Source organism: Curtobacterium sp. HSID17257 (genome assembly GCF_003989515.1).
Classification (GTDB): domain Bacteria; phylum Actinomycetota; class Actinomycetes; order Actinomycetales; family Microbacteriaceae; genus Curtobacterium.
In genome coordinates, this window is record NZ_RBLU01000049.1 from 1 (window position 1) to 22,767 (window position 22,767).

Consider the following 22,767-nt stretch of genomic DNA (forward strand, 5'->3'; position numbering starts at 1 on the left):
TGCCGCGCTCGACGCGGTGCGCGGGGTGACGGGCCTGCTCGCCTGAGGTGCGGCGCGGCGGACCTGCGCGCCGGTGCGGCGCAGCGGGCCTGCCCGCCTGAGCGGCGTGGCTGACCGCCACGGGTCGGACGGGAGGCTCCTCGCGGCGCCGCCACGCGCCTCCCGTCAGGCGGTGGGTGCGTCGACCGCGCCACCGTAGCGTCGGTCGCGGCGCGCGTACTCCTCGATCGCTCCCCACAGGTCGGTCCGACGGAAGTCCGGCCAGAGCCGGTCGAGGAACACCATCTCGGCGTACGCCGACTGCCACAGCATGAAGTTCGACGTGCGCTGCTCGCCCGAGCTCCGTAGGAACAGATCGACGTCCGGCAGCTCGGGCACGTACAGCCGCTTGGCCAACGCCTTCTCGGTCACCTGGCTCGGCTTCATCCGCCCGGCGGCGACGTCCTCGGCCATGCCCCGCACCGCGTCGACGATCTCGTTCCGCCCACCGTAGTTGACGCACATCGTCAGGGTGCACACGTCGTTGTCGGCGGTCATCCGCTCGGCGGTCTGCAGTTCGTCGATGACGCTCCGCCAGAGCCGTGGTCGCCGGCCCGCCCACCGCACCCGCACACCCCACGCGTGCAGCTGGTCGCGACGGCGGTGGATGACCTCGCGGTTGAAGCCCATCAGGAAGCGGACCTCCTCCGGCGAACGCTTCCAGTTCTCGGTCGAGAACGCGTACGCCGAGACGTGCTTGACGCCGATCTGGATCGCACCGGCGACGACGTCGAGCAGCGAGGCCTCGCCGGCCTTGTGCCCCTCGACCCGGGTGAGGCCGCGCTGGTTCGCCCAACGGCCGTTGCCGTCCATGACGATCGCCACGTGCTCCGGGACGAACTGCGCCGGGATCGCCGGCGGCTGCTCTCCCGTCCAGTCGACGGGTCGCAGCCCCTCGGACACGGCTTCGGACGCAGACCGGCGTGGGCTCATGCAGGGGTTCCTTCGTGGTCGGACGGGACGGGGACGGCGGGCACCGGGGTCGCGGCCACCGCTGCCGGCACGCCGCCCGGGGTCGGTGCGACCGGGGCGGGGTGCTCGCTGCGGTCGACGTGGGGCAGTGACCGGAGCGATCGTTCCAGGTGCCACTGGGCGTACGCCGCCACCACGCCGGAGGCCCGCGACCGCGTCCGTTCGTCGCAGGCGTCGACGGTCGACCAGTCCCCCGCGAGCAGCGCGCCGAGCAGGCCGAGCGTGTCGGTGTCGAGCCGGGGTGTCCCCGGAGGCGCGGCCCGGTCGGCGACCACCCCGCCGAGCTGCACGACGAAGGCGGTGTGCGGGCCGGGCTCCCCCGTGACGGCGCAGTCACCGAACGACGGCGCCCAGCCCGCGATGCTCATCGCCCGCAGGAGGTACGAGTCGAGCGTGGCACTGACCACGTGTTCCCGACGCGACAGCGAACGGAGGGCTCCGACGAGCAACAGGTACTGCTGGAGTCCGGCGTCCGCCTCGCTCAACCGGTCGGCCGTCTCGACCATGGCGCTGGCCGCCGTGTAGGCGCCGTAGTCGGTCACGATCTGGGCGCCGTACGAGCCGAGGCTCTCGGCCTGCGTGACGATGTCGAGCGATCGGCCCTCGTAGAACTGTGCGTCGACGACCATGAAGGGTTCGAGCCGGGAGCCGAACTTCGACGCCGTGCGCCGCACCCCCTTGGCCACCGCCCGGATCTTGCCGTGCTGCCGGGACAGCATCGTGACGATGCGGTCGGCCTCGCCGAGCTTGTGGGTGCGCAGCACGACGCACTCGTCCCGGTACAGCGGCATGGTCCCAGTATCCCCCGCCCCGCCGACAGCCGGCGTGCCGGTGTCCGCAGTGGCGCCGAGGCAAGCCCCGAGTGGGCAGGACATGCCGCGCGCGTCCGCCGAGTGGGTGCGTTCCGTCGCCCGAGAGCGCCGAGCGTGACCGATCTCGCCGACTCGGCGGCGCAGCCACTCGGCGGCGGCTGGGCTGACGCCGACGGGGGCACACGGACGGGAGGCGCGGTGCGGGTCGGACCCGCACCGCGCCTCCCGTCAGGGTGCGGTCCTACGCCGTGACCAGCTCCGGCGTGCCGGTCGCGGCCCCGGCGCGCACCGCGCGGTTCACCGCGGAGACGATCGCCTTGAGCGACGCGGTCGCGATGTCGGCGTCGATGCCGACGCCCCACAGTCGCGTGCCGTCGACGTCGAGCTCGACGTACGCCGCCGCCTTGGCGTCACCGGAGGCGCTCATCGTGTGCTCCGAGTAGTCGTACAGCGTGACCGCGACGCCCTGCTCCCGCATGACGGTGAGGAACGCGTCCACCGGACCGGTACCCACGGCGTCGGCGGTGACGGCGCCCTCGTCGACGCGCATCGCGACGCTGAGCTTCGTCGTGCCGTCGAAGTCGCTCGAGGTCGCCGTCTTCGTGATCTCGTAGCGGCCCCACTTGTCCGACTCGTCGTCGGCGGGCAGGTACTCGTCGCGGAACAGGTCCCAGATGCGCTCGGACGAGAACTCGCCGCCCTCGGTGTCGGTGCGCTGCTGCACCACGCCGGAGAACTCGATCTGCAGCTTGCGGGGCAGGTCGATCGCGTGGTCAGTCTTGAGCAGGTACGCGACACCGCCCTTGCCGGACTGCGAGTTCACGCGGATCACCGCCTCGTACGACCGGCCGATGTCCTTCGGGTCGACGGGCAGGTACGGCACCGCCCAGGCGATGTCGTCGACGGACTTCCCCGCGGCGGAGGCCTTCGCCTTCATCGCCTCGAAGCCCTTGTTGATGGCGTCCTGGTGCGAGCCGCTGAACGCCGTGTAGACGAGGTCGCCGGCCCACGGCTGTCGCTCGGGCACCGGCAGCTGGTTGCAGTACTCGACGGTGCGCTTGACCTGGTCGATGTCCGAGAAGTCGATCTCCGGGTCGATGCCCTGCGTGAACAGGTTCATGCCCAGCGCGACGAGGTCGACGTTGCCGGTGCGCTCCCCGTTGCCGAACAGGCAGCCCTCGATGCGGTCGGCTCCGGCCATGTAGCCGAGCTCGGCAGCGGCGACGGCGGTGCCGCGGTCGTTGTGCGGGTGCAGCGACAGGATGACGTCCTCGCGGTGGTCGAGGTTGCGCGACATCCACTCGATGGAGTCGGCGTACACGTTCGGGGTCGCCATCTCGACCGTCGCGGGCAGGTTGATGATCACCTTGCGCTCGGGCGTGGGCTCGAACACCTCGAGCACGGCGTTGCAGATGCGGACTGCGACCTCGAGCTCGGTGCCCGTGTACGACTCCGGCGAGTACTCGTAGAACACCTGCGTGCCGTGCTGCAGCCGGGCCTCGGCAGCCTTGCACATCCGGGCTCCCGCGACCGCGATGTCGACGACGCCCTGGACGTCGGTGCGGAACACGACCTCGCGCTGGACGATCGACGTCGAGTTGTAGAGGTGCACGATGGCCTGCTTCGCGCCGTCGATCGCCTCGTAGGTGCGGTCGATCAGGTGCTCGCGCGCCTGGGTCAGCACCTGGATCGTGACGTCCTCCGGGATCGCGCCGTCGTCGATGAGCGACCGCACGAAGTCGAAGTCGGTCTGCGACGCGCTCGGGAACCCGACCTCGATCTCCTTGTAGCCCATGCGGACGAGCAGGTCGAACATGGCGCGCTTGCGCTCGGCGTCCATCGGGTCGATCAGGGCCTGGTTGCCGTCGCGGAGGTCGACGGCGCACCACCGCGGGGCACGGTCGATGCGCTTCGTCGGCCACGTGCGGTCGGGCAGGTCGACGCGGATCTGCTCGTGGAAGGGGACGTACTTGTGGATCGGCATCCCGGAGGGGCGCTGGGTGTTCTGCATGGTCGTCGCTTTCGTCGTCTCGCCGGCATCGGCGCTGTGGGGGCCACGACGGACTCCGCGACGAGGTGGGCCGTGTGTCAGGCCTCGTCGCGGCAGCGAAGGAGGAGGAGCGCCGAGTACATCGCTGCCACCGTAGCACTGGTACACCAGCACGGTGCAAGTGCATGACGCCCCGGCGCTCCCCCGCTCGTGTCCGCTCAGTCGACGGCGAGCGCCTCCGTCGGCGACACCCGCATGGCTCGCCGGACCGGTGCCACCGTGGCGACGACCGCGAGCACGAGGGCTCCGACGACCACGACCGCGACGGTCGCCGGCGGCAGGACGGGGGTGACGACGGTCCCGAGCGAGCCGAGCATCGTCTGCCCTCCGACCCATCCGTAGAGCGTGCCGAGGGCCAGTCCGGTGACCACCGCCGCGACGACCATCTGCACGGCCTCGGTCACGATCATGCGACGGACCTGCGCTCCGGTGAGCCCGAGGACGCGCAGCAGACCGAGCTCACGGCGTCGCTGGAGCACGCCGAGCGCCAGCGCGTTCACGACCCCCACCGCGGCGATGACGGCGGAGAACCCGACGATCACGCTCACCACGGTGTTCAGCTGGACGAAGAAGTCCCGCTGCGCCTGGACCGCGTCCGCCGGCAGGGACCCGTCGCCCATCGCCGACATCTGCGTCTCGACCACGTGCTGCATGATCCCGAGCGCGACCGCGAAGGTGACCAGCAGCGTCACGCCGATGACGAGCCCGATCGTCGCCCTGGACGACCGACCTGGGGCGCGCATCGCGTTCCGCCCGGCGAGCAGGACGACCGGGTCGCGTGACCCGATCCTGCCGATGAGCTGCAGGACCGGCGGCATCACGATCGTTGCGCCCACCGCGACCCCGGCGAACGAGACGAAGCCGCCGAGCGCCGCCGGCAGCACCGCGGCGGGCGTCGCGGCGCTGAGCACGAGCCCGAGCACCATCAGCAGCGCGCCTGCCGTCATGAGCAGGACTGCCCAGACCCGGCGTGCCCGGCCCGAACGGACGTCGTCGTGGCTCGGTTCGACCGTGGAGGACAGGGCCTGCAGCGGCGTGACCGTGAGCACCCGACGCGACCCGGCCGCGAATGCACCCCAGGTCGCCAGGACGACGGCGACGAACGGCAGCGCGAGCTCCCACGGGACCAGCGTGTACGTCGTGTCCGGCAGGAACCCGTCACCGCGCAGCACCGTGACGAAGAGCGCGGACAGCCCGGTGCCGACGACGGTCCCGACGACACCGCCGACCGCTCCGACGAGGAGTCCCGTGCGGGTGGTCCTGGCACGCAGGCCGGCACCCGTCGCTCCGATCAGCCGCTGCAGCGCGATCGTGCGGGTCTGTCCGGCGATGATCGTGGCACAGGTGTTCGCCGTGACGATCGCGCCGACGTACAGCGCGATGCCGAGGAAGAGCCACCCGACGACGGACAGGATCGCCCGCACGGGTGCCAGGTCGTCGAGTCCCGTGGCGCCCATCGCCTGCGTGACGATGCCGGGCGCGATGACGAGGGCGGACCCGAACGTCGTGCCGAGTGCGGCGACGAGGACCGTCGGGGCGAACGTGCGCAGGCCGGTCACGCGGCTGCCTCCATCCCGAGCATCGTCGCCGAGATCTCGGCGGCGCTCATCGCCGGGCGGTCGTCGACGATGCGTCCGTCCGCCAGGAAGAGGATGCGGTCGGCGTTCGCGGCCGCGGTCGGGTCGTGCGTCACCATCACGACGCTCTGCCCCCACTCCTGCACCGCGCCGCGGAGGATCGCGAGGACGTCGCGCCCGGTGCGGGAGTCGAGGGCACCCGTCGGCTCGTCCGCGACGACCACGGCCGGACGCGAGGCGAGCGCGCGGGCGATCGCGACGCGCTGCTGCTGCCCACCGGAGAGTTGGTGCGGCCGGTGCGTCAGACGGTCGCCGAGGCCGAGGAGGTCGACGAGCCTGTCGATCCAGGCCGACTCGTCGCGGCTCGGCTGCTGCCCGCCGAGCAGGAACGGCAGTCGGATGTTCTCGCGCACGTCGAGCGTCGGGACGAGGTTGAACGACTGGAACACGAAGCCGAGTCGGCGCCGCCGCAGCTCGGTGAGCTCCCGGTCACCGAGACCGGTGACGTCCACACCGTCGATGGTGATGCGCCCGGTGCTCACGGAGTCGAGCCCCGCGGCGACGTGCATCAGCGTCGACTTGCCGGAGCCCGACGGCCCCATCACCGCGGTGAACTCGCCCGCGCCGATGTCGACGCTGACGTCGTCGAGCGCGGTGACACGGCGCGCCGCGTCACCGTAGTGCTTGGAGACGTGGTCGAGCCGGATGATCGGGGTCTGGTTGGTGGTCATGCTCCGAGCTTCGCGCCCGGGAGGCTCACCCCGCGTCCGTCGCGCGGCTCCTGTGGATGGTCCGCTCGGCTCGTCGTGCTGTGGAGGGGTCATCCTGTCGGATGACGGCGCATCAACCGGTGGTCGGCGGTGTCACTCGGCCTTCGGCACCAGCCCGTGCTCGTGCGCGAACACGACGAGGCGGACGCGGTCGCGCAGGTCCAGCTTCGTGAGCACCCGTGAGATGTGCGTCTTGACCGTCGCCTCGCTGACGTACTCGTGCTGCGCGATCTCGCTGTTGCTGAAGCCGCGCGCCGCGAGGTCGAAGATCTCCCGCTCGCGCGGCGTCAGCTCGGCGAAGGCGGCCGGCACGGCGGCGGCCTGCGCTGCACCGTCGTCGTACCGGCGGAGGAGCTCGCGGGTGGCCGACGCGGCGAACACGGCGGTGCCGGCGTGCACGGTCCGGACCGCGGCGAGCAGGAACTCCGGATCGGCGTCCTTGAGCACGAAGCCGCTCGCGCCGGCTCGGATCGCCTTCGCCGCGGCCTCGTCGAAGTCGAACGTGGTGAGCACGAGGACCTTCGCGGCGTCCGCTCCGCCCTGCTCGACGATGCGCGCCGTCGCCGTGATGCCGTCCATCACCGGCATGCGGACGTCCATGAGCACGACGTCGGCCCCGGTACGGCGGACGAGCTCGGCCCCTTCCGCCCCGTCGCCGGCCTCGCCGACGAACTGCAGGTCGGGCTGCGAGTCGATGAGCATCCGGATCCCGGTGCGGAAGAGCGCCTGGTCGTCGACGAGGGCGACCCGGATCGGGCTGCCGGTCGGCTGGGACGTGGTCATCTGGTGCGCTCCTGCTCCATCTGGGTGATGCGGCCGCCGGGGAACTGGCCGCTCGCGGGGACCGTCGGCATGCGGACGGCCACCGCGAAGTCGTCGCCACGCGGCCCCGCCGTCATCGACCCGCCGGTCATCGCGACGCGCTCGCGCATCCCCACGAGCCCGTGGCCGGTCCCGGGGCCGCGCGTGCCGTCGTCGGCCATCCGGTTGATGACCGTGATCTCGACGGTGTCCGGTCGGTAGGTCAGCGAGGCGTGGACCGGCGTCCCGCCCTCGCCGTGCTTCCACGCGTTCGTCAGGCTCTCCTGCACGATGCGGTACACCGCGAGCTGGGTGGTGGTGGGCAGGCCGGTCGGGTCGCCCTCCCGGTCCACCCGGACGTCCAGGCCGACCTCGCGCATCTCGGAGACGAGCACGTCGAGGTCGGCTGCCTCCGGCGTCGGGACCGTCCCCTGCTCGTGCCGCAGGGCACCGAGCAGTTCACGGACGTCACCCAGGGCACTGCGCGCGGTGCTCGAGATGGTGGCGAGCGCCTGGTCGGCGATCGCCGGGTCGGCCTTCGCGGCGTACCGGGCGCCGTCCGCCTGCGCGATCACGACGGCGAGCGAGTGGGCCACGATGTCGTGCATGTCGCGGGCGATCCGCACGCGTTCCTGCTCGACCGCGACGGCACGGTCCGCCCGGGCCGCATCGCGTTCGGCGACGAGCTGGGCCTCGCGGCTCATGCTGGCCGACCGGCGCGCACGGCGGACGAGGCCGGCGAGCCACGGGAGCAGGAGCAGGAGCAGGACGGCGGCGAACGTCGCCACCACGACCTGCAGGGTCTCGAGCGCAGGCGTCGAGGCAGTGTCGATGCCGGAGCGGCGCTGGTAGTCCTGCAGGCCGATGTACCCCGCCGCGACGAACGATCCGCCGACGGCGGACAGGAGCCCGGCGATGCGCACGCGGCGGCTGCCGTAGGCGCTGGTGGTGAAGAGGACACCGGCGAGCAGCACGTTCGACGGATCGGGTTGCGTCTGGCCGCTCGCCATCTCGAACACCGCGACGACCCAGGACAGCGCCAGCGCCAACCCCGGTGAGAGCCGACGGATCGCGAGCGCCCCGCTCAGTCCGACGACGGTCACCAGCCACAGGGGCGACTGGTCGACCGAGACGCGCAGGAGCACCAGCAGGACACCGAGCAGCACCGCCGCGGTGACGTCGGTGACGAGCTGCGCGCGCAGCATGGGACGGAACACCACCCCACCGTACGACCGGACCGGGGCGCGCGCGTCCGACCAGGGGATGACCCGGATCAGAAGCCCAGGCGACCGAGCTGCTTCGGGTCGCGCTGCCACTCCTTCGCGACCTTCACGCGGATGTTCAGGTACACGTGGCGCCCGCCGAGCAGCGACTCGATCTCGGTGCGTGCCCGGGACCCGACGTCCTTCAGCCGCTCGCCGCCCCGTCCGATGACGATCGCCTTCTGGCTGTCACGCTCGACGAACAGGTTCGCGAAGATGCGCAGCGGTCCGTCCGGATCGTCGTCCTCGTCGGGCTCGACGACGTCCTCGATCACGACCGCGAGCGAGTGCGGCAGCTCGTCGCGGACGCCCTCGAGCGCGGCCTCGCGGACGAGCTCGGCGATGCGGTCCTCGTCGGTCTCCTCGGTCACGGTCGACGCGTCGTAGAGCTGCGGCGACTCGGGCAGCAGCTTCGTGATCTCGCCGAGCAGGACCTCGAGCTGGATCCCCTTCGTCCCCGAGGTGGGCACGATGGCGTCCCAGTCGCGCAGCTGCGACACGGCGAGGAGCTGCTCCCCGACGCGGTCCTTCGGGGTGCGGTCGATCTTCGTGACGATCGCGATCTTCTTCGCCCGCGGGTACTGGTCGAGCGACTCGTTGATGAACTTGTCGCCCGGGCCGATCGGCTCGTTCGCGGGGACGCAGAACCCGATCACGTCGACGTCGCCGAGTGTGGACTGCACGAGGTCGTTCAGCCGCTCGCCGAGCAGGGTGCGGGGTCGGTGCACACCGGGGGTGTCGACGATGATGACCTGGCCGTCGGGCCGGTGCACGATGCCCCGGATCGCTCGGCGGGTGGTCTGCGGCTTCGACGAGGTGATCGCGACCTTCTCGCCCACCAGGGCGTTGGTCAGCGTCGACTTGCCGACGTTCGGGCGTCCCACGAAGGAGACGAAGCCCGCGCGGTACGGCTGCGCCGTGGCGTCGGTGTCGGCGAGGGTGCCGTTGTCGGGTTCGTGCTCGGTCATGCGTTCGGTGTTCCCGTCGTGCTCGGAGTGGTGTCGTCGAGGGCGTCCTCGGCGTCCTGGAGAGCGGTGCTCCGCTCGGCCAGGACGGTGATCAGGTGGCGGCGCTTGCCCTCGACCCGGTCGGCCGTGAGCTCGACGCCGGAGACGGTGACCTGCTCGCCGCGGACCGGGAGCCGGCCGAGCTCCTTCGTCAGCAGGCCGCCGGCGGTGTCGACGTCGTCGTCCTCGAGCTCGATGCCGAACAGGTCGCCGAGCTCGTCGATCGGCATCCGGGCGGAGATGCGCCAGACGCCGGGGCCGACCTCGGTGCGGTCGACCACGGTGCGGTCGTACTCGTCGGAGATGTCGCCGACGAGTTCCTCGATGAGGTCCTCCATCGTGACGAGTCCGGCGACGCCGCCGTACTCGTCGACCACGAGGACCAGGTGGTTCTTCGCGACCTGCATGTGCCGGAGGGTGTCGTCCGCCGGCTTGGACTCGGGGACGAACTCGGCCGGACGCAGCAGCGTCGTGACCGGTTCCCGCTCGCTGCCCGGCTGCTCGTACAGCGCGCGCGAGACGTCGCGCAGGTAGAGCACGCCGAGCACGTCGTCGCTGTCCTTGCCGGTCACGGGCATCCGCGACACACCGGCCACCAGGAAGCGCTCCATCCCGGCGGCCAGGGTGGCCTCGGCGTCGACGGTGAGCATGTCCGTGCGGGGCACCATGACCTCGCGCACCAGGGTGTCGCTGAACTCGAAGACCGAGTGGATGAGTTCGCGGTCGTCCTGCTCGAGCACGTTGCTCTCGGTCGCCTCGTCGACGAGCGACAGCAGCTGCTCCTCGCTCGAGACCGTCGACGCACTGCGACCCCGTCCGGGCGTGACGCGGTCGCCGATCGCCACGAGCAGCCCCGCGAGCGGCCCGAGCACGATGCGGACGGCGCGCACGAGCCCGCCGGTGGCCCCGATGAGGCGCTCGGCGTGGGCGCGCCCGACGCTGCGCGGGCTGGATCCGACGAGCACGAACGACACGGCGGTCATGATCGCGGCGGAGACGACCAGGGCCACCCACCAGGTGTCGAACACCGTGACGAGCGCGATCGTCACGAGCACCGCGGCGGCGGTCTCGGCGAGCACCCGGACGAAGTTCAGCGCGTTGACGTGCGCGCCGACGTCGTCGCCGACGGCCTCGATCGCGCGACGGTTCCGGCTGCCTCGGGCGATCTCGTCGAGGTCGGCACGGGAGAGCACGGTCAGCGCGGCGTCGGACGCGGCGAGCAGCCCGCCGACGACGACCAGGACGAACGCCGCCGCGAGCAGGACGGCGACGAGCACCATCAGGTCACCGCCCGCGACGCTGCGCCGCGAAGGCGGAGAGGATCTCGCCCTGCAGCCCGAACATCTCGGCCTTCTCCTCCGGCTCGGCGTGGTCGAAGCCGAGCAGGTGGAGGATGCCGTGGCACGTGAGCAGCAGCATCTCGTCGGTCGTGGTGTGCCCCGCGGTCTTCGCCTGCTCGGCGGCGACCTGCGGGCACACGACGATGTCCCCGAGCAGCCCGGCCGGGGTCGGCACGTCCTCGGTCCCGGGGCGGAGTTCGTCCATCGGGAAGCTCAGGACGTCCGTCGGCCCCGGCTCGTCCATCCAGCGGACGTGCAGCTGTTCCATCGCGCCCTCGTCGACCAGCACGATCGCGAGCTCCGCGTCCGCGTGGACGTGCAGCGCGTCGAGCGCGAAGGCGGCGAGGCGCTGGATCGCCTGCTCGTCGACCTCGACGCCGGACTCGTTGTTGAGCTCGATGCTCACCGGTTGCCTCCTCGGGCGTCGTCCTGCGGGTACGGGGACTGCTGGCGGTCCTGCGGCGGGCGTCCGCGGCGCTCGGCCCGGTTCGCCCCGGCGGGGTTCCCCGCCGGCGCGGTCCCGCGGCCACCGGGTCGGTGCCCGGCCTGTTCCGCGAGTCGTTCCTCGTCGTACACGGTGTAGGCGTCGACGATCCGTCCGACCAGCGTGTGGCGGACGACGTCCTCGCTGCCGAGCCGCGCGAAGTGGATGTCGTCGACGTCGCCCAGGATCCGGGTGACGAGCCGGAGACCCGAGAGGTTGCCGGGCAGGTCGACCTGGGTGATGTCGCCCGTGACGACCATCTTCGAGCCGAAGCCGAGACGCGTCAGGAACATCTTCATCTGCTCGGGCGTGGTGTTCTGCGCCTCGTCGAGGATCACGAACGAGTCGTTGAGGGTGCGGCCGCGCATGTACGCCAGCGGCGCCACCTCGACCGTGCCGGCCGCGAGCAGCTTCGGGACGAGCTCGGGGTCCATCATCTCGTTGAGCGCGTCGTACAGCGGGCGCAGGTACGGGTCGATCTTGTCGGTCAGGGTGCCCGGCAGGAACCCGAGCCGCTCCCCCGCCTCGACCGCGGGACGGGTCAGGATGATGCGCGTGACCTCGCGCCGCTGCAGCGCCTGGACGGCCTTCGCCATCGCGAGGTAGGTCTTGCCGGTGCCCGCCGGACCGATGCCGAACGTGATCGTGTGCTGGTCGATCGCATCGACGTAGGCGCGCTGGCCGTCGGTCTTCGGGCGCACGGACTTGCCGCGGCTCGAGACGATCGGCGTGCCGAAGGTGTCCGAGGGCTTGCGGTCCTCGTCGAGGATGCGCGCCGACGTCGGGATGTCGGCCGGGCCGATGTCCTGGCCGCGCTTCACCATGCCGACGAGCTCGTCGACGAGGGCGTGCGCGCGGGCGACGTCACGTTCGGCGCCGGTCAGGGACACCTCGTTCCCGCGCACGAGCACCCGGACCCCCGGGTACTGGCGTTCGACCGTCTTGAGCAGGCGGTCCTGCGGGCCGAGGAGCTGCACCATGGCGATGCCGTCGACCTGGATGTCGACGGTCACGTCGGACGGATCGGTCACGGGACGCGCCACGGGGCGGTCGGTCCCGGGCTGTGCGGGTTCGGGACGGACGGGTTCGTCAGCCGGCAAGGAGATTCCCTTCGTGCAGGTCACCTGCGAGGACGTGCGCGTGCACGTGGAACACGGTCTGACCGGCGGCTTCGCCGGTGTTGAAGACGAGACGGAACTGGCCGCCCGCACGCTCGTCGGCGATGCGACGAGCGGTGGCGACGACGTGTGCGAGCAGCTCCGGGTCGCCGGCCGCGAGCTCGGTGACGTCGCGGTACTGCTCGGTCTTGGGCACCACGAGCACGTGGACGGGTGCCTTGGGCGCGATGTCCTCGAACGCGATCACCCGGTCGTCCTCGGCGACGATGGTCGCCGGGATCTCGCGGGCGACGATCTTCGAGAAGACGCTCGGCTCGCTGCTGCTCATGGTGACCATCGTAGGACCCGCCTCCGACGCCACTACCAGCGCCCGAGCCGGGTCTGCAGGACGGCCAGCGCGGCCGGCCCGGCGGTCGACGTGCGGAGCACGGTGTCGCCGAGCCGCACCCGCACGGCGCCGGCGGCCTCGAGACGATCGAACTCGGACCCGTCGATGCCGCCCTCCGGACCGACCACCAGGACGATCTCGTCGACGTCCGTCGGCGGCTCCCACGCCGAGAGCCGCACCGCACCCACCGGGTCCAGCACGACCACCGCACGCCGCGCCTCCCGACCGGCACCCGACGACGAGCCGCCACCCGACGACGAGCAGGCCGACGCGGCCAGCTGCACCGTCGTCACCGGCGCGTCCACCGTCGGGACGCGCGAGCGGACCGCCTGCTTCGCGGCCTCCTGCGCGATGGCCGCCCACCGGGCACGGCCCTTCTCGACCTTGGCGCCGTCCCAGCGGGACACGCTCCGCGCCGCCGACCAGGGGACGATCCGGTCGACGCCGATCTCGGTCGCGGCCTGCACCGCCATCTCGTCGCGCCCGCCCTTCGCGAGCGCCTGGACGAGCACCAACGCGGGGCGTGGTGCCGCCTCGACGGTCACGTCGGAGACGGTCAGCGTCAACGTGTCCCTGCCGGTCTCGGCGACCGCGCCGGTGACGACCGTGCCGCGACCGTCCGCGATCCGCAGTGCTTCGCCGACGCGGACCCGCGCGACGGACACCGCGTGCCGTCCCTCGGCGCCGTCGAGCGACACCGGGTCGCCGACTCCGACGCCGTCGAGCAGGCCGGGCTCCACCAGGTACAGCGACGCCATCAGAAGTTGAAGAAGCGGTCGCGCAGCTTGCCGAACATGCCCTGCTGGAAGCGGGCGAGCTGCGGCCCCGGCGCCTTGTGCGACTTCGCGAGCTGCTCGACGAGTCCGCGCTCCTTGTGCGAGAGCTTCGTGGGGGTCACGACCTGCACCCCGACGCGGAGGTCACCCCGACCGGTGCCGCGCAGCTTCGTCACGCCGCGGTCCTTGATCACCAGGACGTCGGCGCTCTGCACGCCCGGACGGATCTCGAGCTCGACCGGCCCGTCGAGGCCGTCGATGGTCGTGTGCGCACCGAGGATCGCGTCGGTCATCTGGACCTCGAGCGTCGCGAGGAGGTCGTCGCCGTCGCGGCTGAACACGTCGTGGTGGCGCACCTTCACCTCGAGGTAGAGGTCACCCGAGGGGCCGCCGGCCGGGCCGACCTCGCCCTGACCGGGCATCTGCAGACGGAGCCCGGTCTCGACGCCCGCGGGCACGTCGACGGGGATCGTGCGGCGTGCGCGGACGCGGCCCTGCCCCTGGCACGTCGGGCAGGGGCTCGGGATGACGGTGCCGTAGCCGCGGCAGGTGCCGCAGGGCGCGCTCGTCACGACGTTGCCGAGCAGCGAGCGGACCTGGCGCTGGATGTGCCCGGAGCCGCCGCAGATGTCGCAGGTGCGCGGGCTCGTCCCCGGCGCGCAGCACGAGCCGTTGCACGTCTCGCAGACGACGGCCGTGTCGACCTCGACGTCCTTGTGCGTGCCGAACACGACCTCGTCCAGGTCGACCTCGATGCGCAGCAGGGCGTCCTGCCCGCGCTCGGCCCGGCTCCGCGGTCCGTTGCCGCGTCCGCCGCCGCCGCCACCGCCGAAGAAGGCGTCGAAGATGTCGCTGAAGCCGCCGGCGGCACCGCCGCCGAAGGGGCTCTCCTGCGGGCCGGCGTCGTAGCGACGACGCTGCTCGGGATCGCTCAGCACGTCGTACGCGTGCGTCACGTCCTTGAAGCGCTCGGCCGCGTCCGGGCTCGGGTTCACGTCCGGGTGCAGCTCGCGCGCCAGCCGTCGGTAGGCCTTCTTGATGTCGGCATCGGAGGCGTCCGGCTGGACGCCGAGGACGTCGTAGTGGTCTGCCACGGTTCCCTCAGTCGGTTTCGGTTCGGTCGGTGGGTCGCGGCGGTCGCCGCGGTCCGGTCTGGAGGCGCGGAGCCGGTCCGCTGGACACCGCGCGTGGGGCGCGTGGTCCGGTCAATGTTCGCCCAGCAGCTTGGACAGGTACCGTGCGACCGCGCGGACGGCGGCCATGTTCGTGCCGTAGTCCATGCGGGTCGGGCCCAGGACGCCCAGTCGGGCGACCGCCCCGCCGCCGGCGAGGTAGCCGCCGGCCACGATGCTCGTCGCGTCGAGGCCGTACTCGGCGTTCTCGGCGCCGATGCTCGCGGCCACGGCCACGTCGTCCACCTGCATCTCGCCGAACAAGCGGAGTACGGTCACCTGTTCCTCGATCGCCTCGAGCACGGGGTACAGGCCGCCGGAGAAGTCGCGCTCGCTCTTCGCCAGGTTGGCCGCGCCCGCCATGACCAGGCGGTCCTGCCGGTTCGCAGCCACCTGCTCGATGAGGGTCGCGACGACGACGCCGCCCAGGGTCTGCGCGTCCGGGCGGAGCTGCCGCGGGACCTCGCGCAGGGCACGGGGGACGTCCTGCAGCAGGAGTCCGACGCTCGCGCCGTTCACGACGGTCCGGAGCTCGGTGAGCGAGTCCTCGTCGAGGGGGACGTCCGTCTCCACCACACGCTGCTCGACGCGGGCGGTGTCGGTGATCAGGACGACCATGAGCCGGGTGTCGCCGAGCCGCACGAGCTCGACGTGCTGCACGCGGGCACGCACCATCGACGGGTACTGCACGAGCGCGACCTGGTTGGTGAGCTGGCTGAGCAGGCGGACGGTGCGGCCGAGGACCTCGTCGAGGTCGTTCGGCGTGCCGAGGAAGGTCTCGATGGCGTGCCGCTGCGCCGTCGACAGGGGCCGCGCCGCCGCGAGGTGGTCGACGAACAGGCGGTAGCCCTTGTCCGTGGGCACCCGACCGGACGAGGTGTGCGGCGCCGCGATGAGCTGTTCGTCCTCGAGCTGCGCCATGTCGTTGCGGATCGTCGCGGCGCTGACCCCGAAGGCGTGCCGCTCGACGATCGTCTTCGAGCCGACGGGCTCGCGCGAGGCGACGTAGTCCCGCACGATCGCCTTGAGGACCTCGAGGGAGCGTTCGCTGACCATCCGGACCCCTTCCGTTCGATGCTGGCACTCGGACGTGTCGACTGCTGATCCTACGCCCGACCACCGACCGACCGGGACCGGAGGCCCCTGCGCCGGTACGCTCACGGCATGAGCTACGGACAGCAACCAGGCGGCCCGCAGGACGGCCGGTACGGCCAGCAGCCGGGGGGACCCCAGAACCCGCAGGGACCGCAGTACCCGGCCGGCTTCACGCCGCCCCAGCCGATGTCGCCGGAGGACCAGCGCCTCTGGGCGACGCTGACGCACGTCGGCGGCATCTTCTTCAGCCTGGTCGTGCCGATCATCGCGTACCTGGTGCTGCGCGACCGGGGGCAGTTCATCAAGGAGCACACCCGCCAGGCGCTGAACTTCCACATCACGGCGGCGATCGCGTACGTCGTGGCGTGGCTGCTCTGCCTGGTCGTGATCGGGTTCGTCCTGCTCCCGATCATCGGCGTGCTCGTGATCGTGTTCGCGATCCTGGCGGCCGTGGCGGCGAACCGCGGCGACCTCTACCGCTACCCGCTCACGATCGAGTTCATCAAGCAGTAGCGCGGGCGGCAGCCCGTGCGCTAGTCGAGCAGCTCGCGGACGACGGCGTCCGCGAGCAGCCGACCCTGCAGGGTCAGCTCGATCCGTCCCCGCACCGCGGCCGACCCGTCCACGAGACCGCGGGCGATGAGGCCGGCGACGCGGCCACGGGCCTCCCGGCCGAGCTCCGCGGTGGTGAGCTCGCCGCGCACGCGTGCGGCCAGCAGCACCCGCTCGACGTACCGGGTGTCGGCGTCGAGCGTCTCGCGCCCCGCCGCGGGCGACTCGCCCGCCAGCACCCGGTTCGCGTACGCGGCCGGGTGCTTCACGTTCCACCAGCGGGTGCCGGCGACCGCCGAGTGCGCGCCCGGGCCGACGCCCCACCAGTCGTGACCCTTCCAGTAGGACAGGTTGTGCCGGCTCGCGTGGCGCTCCGGACCGCCGTGCTCGTCGGCGCGTGCCCAGTTCGAGACCTCGTACCAGGCGTACCCGGCGTCGGCGAGGGTCCGGTCCGCGAGCTCGTACATGTCGGCGGCCAGGTCGTCGTCGGGCGCCGGGAGCTCGCCACGGGCCACCATCCGCCCCATCGCCGTGCCCTCCTCGACGATGAGCGAGTAGGCGGACACGTGGTCGGGGGCGCAGGCCAGCGCGGCGTCGAGCGAGGTGCGCCAGTCGTCGAGGGACTCCCCCGGGGTCGAGTAGATGAGGTCGAGGCTGACGTCGAGGCCCTGCTGCTTCGCGAGGTCCACGACGACCGGCACGCGCTCGGGGTCGTGGGTCCGGTCGAGCGTGGCGAGGACGTGCGGCACCGCGGACTGCATGCCGTAGCTCATCCGGGTGAACCCGCCGCGCGCGAGGGTCGCGATCGCGTCCGCGTCCACGGAGTCCGGGTTCGCCTCGGTCGTGACCTCCGCGCCCGGCAGGATGCCCCACGTGTCGTCGATCACGCGGATGATCATCACGAGGTCGTCCGCCGGCAGCATCGTCGGCGTGCCACCGCCGAAGAACACCGTCGAGACCGGGCGGCGCGGCACCCCGGAGCGGTCGAGGACCTCGGCCGCCCAGCGGATCTCCTGCACCGCGTGGCCGGCGTAGTCGTCGCGGCGCACCCCGCGGAGCTCGGACGCCGTGTAGGTGTTGAAGTCGCAGTAGCCGCAGCGCACCCGGCAGAACGGCACGTGGACGTACACCCCGAAGGGGACGTCGCCGGCGCCCGGGCCGGGGGTGAGCAGGCCGTCCGCGGGAGCGGGATCGGCGATCGGGAGCGCACTCGGCATGGACTCCATTCTCGGCCATGATGGAGCCATGGAGCACCACACCGTCCCCACCACGGTGCTGTGGGACATCGACGGCACCCTCGTCCTCAACGCAGCGTCGCCGGGCAACCTGTACCACCTGGCCGTCGAACGCGCCGTCGGCCGCGACCTGGTGCTGAAGGTCGGCCACCAGCACGGACGCACCGACGCGGGCCTCATCGCCGACCACGTCCGGGCGCACGACCTCGACGACGCGCTCATCCCCACGGTGAGCCGGCACCTGCGCGACCTGACCGACGAGCGGTACGGCCGGGGTGAACGCCGCTCCCCCGCCCCGGGTGCCGCCGCGCTCGTCCGACGCTTCGCCGCGCTGGGCTGGCGGAACGGGCTGCTGACCGGCAACTCGGAGCACCGAGCGCGGGTGAAGCTCGGCGGCGCGGGCTTCGACCTCGACGCGTTCGACTGGGAGCACTCGTACTTCGGCGACGCCGAGGTCGAGCGCACCGGGGTCACGGCGCGTGCCGCTGCGGCACTGTCCGGGGAGCGGGCCGTGATCGTCGGGGACACCCCGCGGGACGGCGAGGCGGCCGACGCGGTGGGCATCCCGTTCGTCGCGGTCGCGACCGGGGTCTACGAGGTCGACGCCCTGCGGGGGACGAGCGCGGTGTGCGTCGCGCGGGACTGCGTGCAGGACGCCCGGCTGCTCGAGGACGCGATCGCCGCGCTCCCGCCGCTGCGCTGAGCGGGGGCGCGGTCAGTCGCCGCGCAGTGCGCTGAGGTACTTCGCCGCCATCACCCGCTGCTGCCGCCGGAGCAGCGGTGCGACGAACGCCCACTTCCGGCTGGACGGCTGCGAGAACTGTCGGATCTGGAGCCACACCGAACCGTCGCTCGTGCGTTCGACCACGAAGGACTCCTCGCCGGACAGCGGGTGGCCCTCGAGCGTGCCGTACGCGAAGCCCTTGCGGTCGGTCTCGTCGATGATCGACACGACGCGGACCGGAGCGTGCACGGTCTGCCCGAAGGCGTGCATCTCGAGCGTCGCCGTCGTGCCGGCCGTCAGCAGCGGCGTGCCGTCGGCCGCGAACTTCTCGACGCGGGGCGTGCCGATCGACGCCGGCGCGATCGGGACGCCGTGCGCGTCGAACGTCACCGGGTTGTACCGGACCTCGTCGTCGTCCGGCTGGTCACCGACCTGCACCCGGATGCCGCTGCGCTCCTGGATCTGCCAGGTCAGCGCCTGCGTCACCGCGGTCTCGAACCGCGCGTCGCCGTGGCCGATCCGTGCCCGCGACTCCGCCGGGGTGAACCCCTCCGGCGGGTAGGTCATGAGGTCCGCCGCCTGCGTGGCACCGACGGCACCGTAGGTCAGGGCGGTCGGGTAGCTGCCGCGGGAACTCATGGAGCCATCGTACCGGCGGGGTCGACCGCACCGTGTCCCCCGGAGCTCGGAACGGACGACGGAGCCCCGCTCGTGGCGGGGCTCCGTCGTGCTGCTCGTGGTCGCCGAGCTACTTCTTCTTCTCTTCGACGTCGCCCGAGAGCGCCGCGATGAAGGCCTCCTGCGGGACCTCGACGCGACCCACCATCTTCATGCGCTTCTTGCCCTCCTTCTGCTTCTCGAGGAGCTTGCGCTTGCGGGTGATGTCACCGCCGTAGCACTTCGCGAGGACGTCCTTGCGCATCGCCCGGATGCTCTCGCGGGCGATGATCCGCGCGCCGATCGCAGCCTGGATCGGCACCTCGAACTGCTGGCGAGGGATGAGTTTGCGGAGCCGCTCGGTCATCAGCGTGCCGTAGGCGTAGGCCTTGTCCCGGTGGACGATCGCGCTGAACGCGTCGACCTGCTCGCCCTGCAGCAGGATGTCGACCTTCACGAGGTCCGCGGCCTGGTCGCCGGTGGGCTCGTAGTCGAGCGAGGCGTAGCCCTGGGTCTTGCTCTTCAGCTGGTCGAAGAAGTCGAACACGATCTCGCCGAGGGGCATCTCGTAGCGGATCTCGACGCGGTCCTCGCCGAGGTACTCCATGCCGAGCAGGGATCCGCGTCGCGACTGGCAGAGCTCCATGATCGCGCCGACGTAGTCCTTCGGCGCGAGGATCGCCGCGCGGACCATCGGCTCGCGGACCTCGACGATGCGCCCGCCCGGGAACTCGGACGGGTTCGTCACCTCGGTCACGGTGTTGTCCTCGTTGGTGACCTCGTAGATCACGCTGGGCGCGGTCGTGATGAGGTCGAGGCCGAACTCGCGCGACAGCCGCTCGGTGATGATCTCGAGGTGGAGCAGGCCGAGGAAGCCGCAGCGGAACCCGAACCCGAGCGCCACTGAGGTCTCGGGCTCGTACACGAGGGCCGCGTCGGAGAGCTTGAGCTTGTCGAGCGCCTCGCGCAGGTCCGGGTAGTCGGAGCCGTCGATCGGGTACAGCCCCGAGAACACCATCGGCTTCGGGTCCGTGTAGCCGGGCAGGGCCTCGGTCGCCGGTCGGAGTGCCGTCGTGACGGTGTCACCGACCTTCGACTGGCGCACGTCCTTCACACCGGTGATGAGGTACCCGACCTCGCCGACCGACAGACCCTTGGTCGGCTTCGGCTCCGGCGACGACACACCGATCTCGAGGATCTCGTGCGTCGACTTCGTCGACATCATCTGGACCTTCTCGCGCGGGTGGATCGTGCCGTCGATCATGCGCACGTACGTCACGACACCGCGGTAGCTGTCGTAGACCGAGTCGAAGATCATGGCGCGCGGTGCCGCGTCGACGTTCCCGACGGGGTTCGGCACGGTCCGGACGACGCGGTCGAGCAGTTCGGGCACACCGACGCCGGTCTTGCCGGAGACGCGAAGGACGTCCTCCGGCTTGCCGCCGATGAGCTGCGCGAGCTCGGCGGCGTACTTGTCCGGGTCGGCGGCGGGCAGGTCGATCTTGTTGAGGACCGGGATGATCTCGAGGTCGTTCTCGAGCGCCAGGTACAGGTTGGCGAGCGTCTGGGCCTCGATGCCCTGCGCTGCGTCGACGAGCAGGATGGCGCCCTCGCACGCGGCGAGCGAGCGGGAGACCTCGTACGAGAAGTCGACGTGACCGGGGGTGTCGATCATGTTCAGCGCGAACGTCTGCCCGTCGAGCTCCCACGGCATGCGAACCGCCTGCGACTTGATCGTGATGCCGCGCTCGCGCTCGATGTCCATGCGGTCGAGGTACTGCGCACGCATCGCCCGCTCCTCGACGATGCCGGTGATCTGCAGCATGCGGTCGGCCAGCGTGGACTTGCCGTGGTCGATGTGCGCGATGATGCAGAAGTTGCGTATCGCCTCGGCCGGGGTCGCGGCGGGCTCGAGCGGCGCGGATGCTTGTGGGCTCACGGTTCCTCAGGGGGTCGGTGCGGTCGAACGATTGTCCCACGGTTGCACGCGGGCAGCGCGCAACCGGCGACCGGCCTGTGGAGGCGCGGCACGCACCGGGACGCTGTGCGGGACGCACGGGAGGCGCGTGGCGGCGCCACCGAGCGCCTCCCGTCCGTCAGACGGTCACCGTGGCGGGCGCCGGCAGCGCGCCCAGGCCGCGGCGCAGGTCCTCGACGGTCGCCGCCAGGCAGACCCGGATCCAGCCCTCGCCGGAGCGCCCGAACGCGCTGCCGGGTGCGACCGCGACGCGCTCCCGGTGCAGGAAGGCGAGCGCCCATTCGGCGACGTCGCCCTGCGACGCGTGCGCGACGTCGACCCACAGGTAGAAGGCCCCGCGCGGGTCGAGGTAGCGGATGCCCGCTGCGTCGAGCACCTCCTTCGCGACGGCGAGGTTCGCGCGGTAGTGCTCGCGCGCGTCCTGCACGGCCTGGTGGTCGCCCACGATCGCCGCGAGCGCCGCCCACTGGTCCGGCTCGGCGACGCAGCTGATCATCGCCTCCTGCGTCGTGCGCATCGTCGGCCCCATGCCCTTCGGCGTCACCAGGTAGCCGACCCGGACGCCGGTCATCGCGTACGTCTTGCTCAGCGAGAAGGCGGTGAAGACCCGGTCGTCCTCGTCGAGGGACGCGATGCTGACGTGGCGGGTGCCGTGGGTGAAGTACTCGTAGACCTCGTCGCTGATCACCCAGAGGTCGTGCCGCTTCGCCAGGGCCAGCAGGGCGCGCAGGGTGTCCTCGCCGAACACCGAGCCGAGCGGGTTCGACGGCGAGTTCACCACGATCGCGCGGGTGTGCTCGGTGATGCTCGCCTCGAGCGCCCCGAGGTCCGGCTCGAAGTCGTGCTGCGGCTCGAGCCGGTACGGCACCGGAGTGGCGCCGATGATGTGCGCGTTCATCGTGAAGGTCGTGTAGCCGGGGTCCGGCACGAGGACCTCGTCGCCGGGACCCAGCACGAGGGTCATCGCCTGGAACAGCGCCTGGGTCGCGCCGATCGTGACCCAGACCTGTTCGAGGTCCGCGTCGATGCGGTTCTCACGGAGCAGCTTGTCCCGAATCGCGGTGCGGAGCGGAGCGATGCCACCGTTCGGCGTGTAGTCCGTGCGGTCCTCGCTCCACGCGCGGCGGGCGGCCTCGCCGATGTGCGGCGCGACCGGGACGTCGGGCTCGCCGATCACGAGCATCGCGACGTCGGTGCCGTCGGCGCGCAGCAGGGCGGCCTGTTCGAAGACGCGGCGGATGCCGGAGGCCGGGACGGAGTCGATGCGCGGGGCGAGTGAGGGCACCTCGTCACGGTAGCCCGTCCGTGTTGCGGGGTCGTTTCCGCTCGGCGGTGTCCCCGCGGGCGTCCGGCGCGTCGCTCGTTCGGCGCGTCGGGGCTTTGGTGGTCCGTGGCTCTGCTGGTAGAGTCGGTGGCTGGCTTCCGCGTTCCCCGCCCACGGGTGGAACGCGATGCGACAGAGGGCCCCTCTACCCGACGTCGCGACCACCCGTAGCAGACGAACAAGGAGCAACACGCATGGCGAACATCAAGTCGCAGATGAAGCGCATCAAGACCAACCTCAAGGCCCAGGAGCGCAACAAGGCCTACCGCTCGGAGCTCAAGACGGTCATCCGTCACACGAACGAGGCCGTCGTCGCCGGCGACAAGGACAAGGCCGTTGCGGCCCTGGCCCTCGCGGCGAAGAAGCTCGACAAGGCCGTGAGCAAGGGCGTCATCCACAAGAACCAGGCGGCGAACCGCAAGTCGGCCATCGCCAAGAAGGTCTCCGCGCTCTGAGCGTCTGACACCTGCACGAGAGCCCCGCACCGATGGTGCGGGGCTTTCGTCGTTCCGGGGGCGGTGCGGTTCGGGCGGGCGCTCGGCGTGGGCGTGCGGGGCTCGGCGGTCGTGGTCGGTCCGGGATCGAACCAGGGGTCCGACATCGAACCAGGGACGCCTGCTGGTTCGACGTCGGA

General features: G+C 71.6%; 22 protein-coding genes. 3 read left to right on the forward strand and 19 right to left on the reverse strand.

Annotated elements, in window-relative coordinates; translation table 11 throughout:
* Nucleotides 1-165 precede the first annotated feature (165 nt).
* The 15 genes from D8M35_RS09340 to hrcA all read right to left on the reverse strand — a co-directional run bounded on the left by D8M35_RS09340 (nucleotide 166) and on the right by hrcA (nucleotide 15,624).
* Nucleotides 166-972, reverse strand: coding sequence for an isoprenyl transferase (locus tag D8M35_RS09340; protein ID WP_126891612.1), 807 nt, complete (start codon nucleotides 970-972; stop codon nucleotides 166-168).
* On the reverse strand, nucleotides 969-1,802 hold the full coding sequence (recO, locus tag D8M35_RS09345) for a DNA repair protein RecO (protein WP_126891613.1): 834 nt from the start codon (nucleotides 1,800-1,802) through the stop codon (nucleotides 969-971). Before recO ends, D8M35_RS09340 begins: the two co-directional genes overlap by 4 nt.
* A 262-nt stretch (nucleotides 1,803-2,064) precedes the next feature.
* On the reverse strand, nucleotides 2,065-3,834 hold the full coding sequence (leuA, locus tag D8M35_RS09350) for a 2-isopropylmalate synthase (protein ID WP_126891614.1): 1,770 nt from the start codon (nucleotides 3,832-3,834) through the stop codon (nucleotides 2,065-2,067).
* A gap of 197 nt (nucleotides 3,835-4,031) precedes the next feature.
* Complete coding sequence (locus D8M35_RS09355; protein ID WP_238638171.1) at nucleotides 4,032-5,432, reverse strand: ABC transporter permease; 1,401 nt, start codon at nucleotides 5,430-5,432, stop codon at nucleotides 4,032-4,034.
* Nucleotides 5,429-6,181: an ABC transporter ATP-binding protein gene (locus tag D8M35_RS09360; protein WP_126891615.1), complete on the reverse strand. Its 753-nt coding sequence runs from the start codon at nucleotides 6,179-6,181 to the stop codon at nucleotides 5,429-5,431. The genes D8M35_RS09355 and D8M35_RS09360 overlap by 4 nt, the downstream gene beginning before the upstream one ends.
* Before the next feature lie 132 nt (nucleotides 6,182-6,313).
* Nucleotides 6,314-7,003, reverse strand: coding sequence for a response regulator (locus D8M35_RS09365; protein ID WP_126891616.1), 690 nt, complete (start codon nucleotides 7,001-7,003; stop codon nucleotides 6,314-6,316).
* On the reverse strand, nucleotides 7,000-8,238 hold the full coding sequence (locus tag D8M35_RS09370) for a sensor histidine kinase (RefSeq protein WP_238638172.1): 1,239 nt from the start codon (nucleotides 8,236-8,238) through the stop codon (nucleotides 7,000-7,002). Before D8M35_RS09370 ends, D8M35_RS09365 begins: the two co-directional genes overlap by 4 nt.
* A 56-nt stretch (nucleotides 8,239-8,294) precedes the next feature.
* A complete protein-coding gene (gene era, locus D8M35_RS09375) occupies nucleotides 8,295-9,251 on the reverse strand; it encodes a GTPase Era (RefSeq protein ID WP_126891617.1) in 957 nt (318 codons plus the stop codon).
* Entirely contained in the window at nucleotides 9,248-10,570 is a 1,323-nt protein-coding gene (locus tag D8M35_RS09380; protein ID WP_126891618.1) for a hemolysin family protein, read from the reverse strand. Before D8M35_RS09380 ends, era begins: the two co-directional genes overlap by 4 nt.
* Before the next feature lie 4 nt (nucleotides 10,571-10,574).
* Complete coding sequence (gene ybeY / locus D8M35_RS09385; RefSeq protein WP_126891619.1) at nucleotides 10,575-11,036, reverse strand: rRNA maturation RNase YbeY; 462 nt, start codon at nucleotides 11,034-11,036, stop codon at nucleotides 10,575-10,577.
* Nucleotides 11,033-12,094: a PhoH family protein gene (locus D8M35_RS09390; RefSeq protein ID WP_238638174.1), complete on the reverse strand. Its 1,062-nt coding sequence runs from the start codon at nucleotides 12,092-12,094 to the stop codon at nucleotides 11,033-11,035. Before D8M35_RS09390 ends, ybeY begins: the two co-directional genes overlap by 4 nt.
* 109 nt (nucleotides 12,095-12,203) lie before the next feature.
* Nucleotides 12,204-12,560, reverse strand: coding sequence for a histidine triad nucleotide-binding protein (locus tag D8M35_RS09395; RefSeq protein ID WP_126891621.1), 357 nt, complete (start codon nucleotides 12,558-12,560; stop codon nucleotides 12,204-12,206).
* 32 nt (nucleotides 12,561-12,592) lie between these two features.
* Nucleotides 12,593-13,378: a 16S rRNA (uracil(1498)-N(3))-methyltransferase gene (locus tag D8M35_RS09400; RefSeq protein ID WP_126891622.1), complete on the reverse strand. Its 786-nt coding sequence runs from the start codon at nucleotides 13,376-13,378 to the stop codon at nucleotides 12,593-12,595.
* The gene (gene dnaJ, locus D8M35_RS09405; RefSeq protein WP_126891623.1) at nucleotides 13,378-14,490 is read right to left on the reverse strand and encodes a molecular chaperone DnaJ; all 1,113 of its coding nucleotides are present in this window, start codon (nucleotides 14,488-14,490) and stop codon (nucleotides 13,378-13,380) included. Before dnaJ ends, D8M35_RS09400 begins: the two co-directional genes overlap by 1 nt.
* Nucleotides 14,491-14,601: 111 nt before the next feature.
* Nucleotides 14,602-15,624 carry a heat-inducible transcriptional repressor HrcA gene (gene hrcA / locus D8M35_RS09410; protein ID WP_126891624.1) on the reverse strand — a complete coding sequence of 341 codons (1,023 nt, stop codon included), beginning with the start codon at nucleotides 15,622-15,624 and terminating at the stop codon, nucleotides 14,602-14,604.
* Between the two features lie 108 nt (nucleotides 15,625-15,732).
* Here hrcA and D8M35_RS09415 point away from each other — a divergent pair, with 108 nt between their 5' ends.
* Nucleotides 15,733-16,176 carry a DUF4870 domain-containing protein gene (locus tag D8M35_RS09415; protein WP_238638173.1) on the forward strand — a complete coding sequence of 148 codons (444 nt, stop codon included), beginning with the start codon at nucleotides 15,733-15,735 and terminating at the stop codon, nucleotides 16,174-16,176.
* Between the two features lie 20 nt (nucleotides 16,177-16,196).
* On the opposite strand, the gene hemW is transcribed toward D8M35_RS09415, so the two are convergent.
* A complete protein-coding gene (gene hemW / locus D8M35_RS09420) occupies nucleotides 16,197-17,432 on the reverse strand; it encodes a radical SAM family heme chaperone HemW (protein ID WP_126891625.1) in 1,236 nt (411 codons plus the stop codon).
* A 28-nt stretch (nucleotides 17,433-17,460) separates the two neighbouring features.
* Between hemW and D8M35_RS17200 the strand changes: the two genes are divergently transcribed.
* On the forward strand, nucleotides 17,461-18,153 hold the full coding sequence (locus D8M35_RS17200; protein WP_161972636.1) for an HAD family hydrolase: 693 nt from the start codon (nucleotides 17,461-17,463) through the stop codon (nucleotides 18,151-18,153).
* Between the two features lie 12 nt (nucleotides 18,154-18,165).
* Here the strand turns inward: D8M35_RS17200 and D8M35_RS09430 are convergent, their stop codons facing one another.
* The 3 genes from D8M35_RS09430 to D8M35_RS09440 all read right to left on the reverse strand — a co-directional run bounded on the left by D8M35_RS09430 (nucleotide 18,166) and on the right by D8M35_RS09440 (nucleotide 22,094).
* Nucleotides 18,166-18,813 carry a DUF1990 family protein gene (locus D8M35_RS09430; protein WP_126891627.1) on the reverse strand — a complete coding sequence of 216 codons (648 nt, stop codon included), beginning with the start codon at nucleotides 18,811-18,813 and terminating at the stop codon, nucleotides 18,166-18,168.
* A gap of 109 nt (nucleotides 18,814-18,922) precedes the next feature.
* Nucleotides 18,923-20,770 (reverse strand): translation elongation factor 4, encoded by a 1,848-nt coding sequence (gene lepA, locus D8M35_RS09435; protein WP_126891628.1) that lies wholly within the window; start codon nucleotides 20,768-20,770, stop codon nucleotides 18,923-18,925.
* A gap of 157 nt (nucleotides 20,771-20,927) precedes the next feature.
* On the reverse strand, nucleotides 20,928-22,094 hold the full coding sequence (locus D8M35_RS09440) for a pyridoxal phosphate-dependent aminotransferase (protein WP_126891629.1): 1,167 nt from the start codon (nucleotides 22,092-22,094) through the stop codon (nucleotides 20,928-20,930).
* A gap of 233 nt (nucleotides 22,095-22,327) precedes the next feature.
* Here D8M35_RS09440 and rpsT point away from each other — a divergent pair, with 233 nt between their 5' ends.
* Nucleotides 22,328-22,588, forward strand: coding sequence for a 30S ribosomal protein S20 (gene rpsT, locus D8M35_RS09445; protein ID WP_066653830.1), 261 nt, complete (start codon nucleotides 22,328-22,330; stop codon nucleotides 22,586-22,588).
* Nucleotides 22,589-22,767 lie beyond the last annotated feature (179 nt).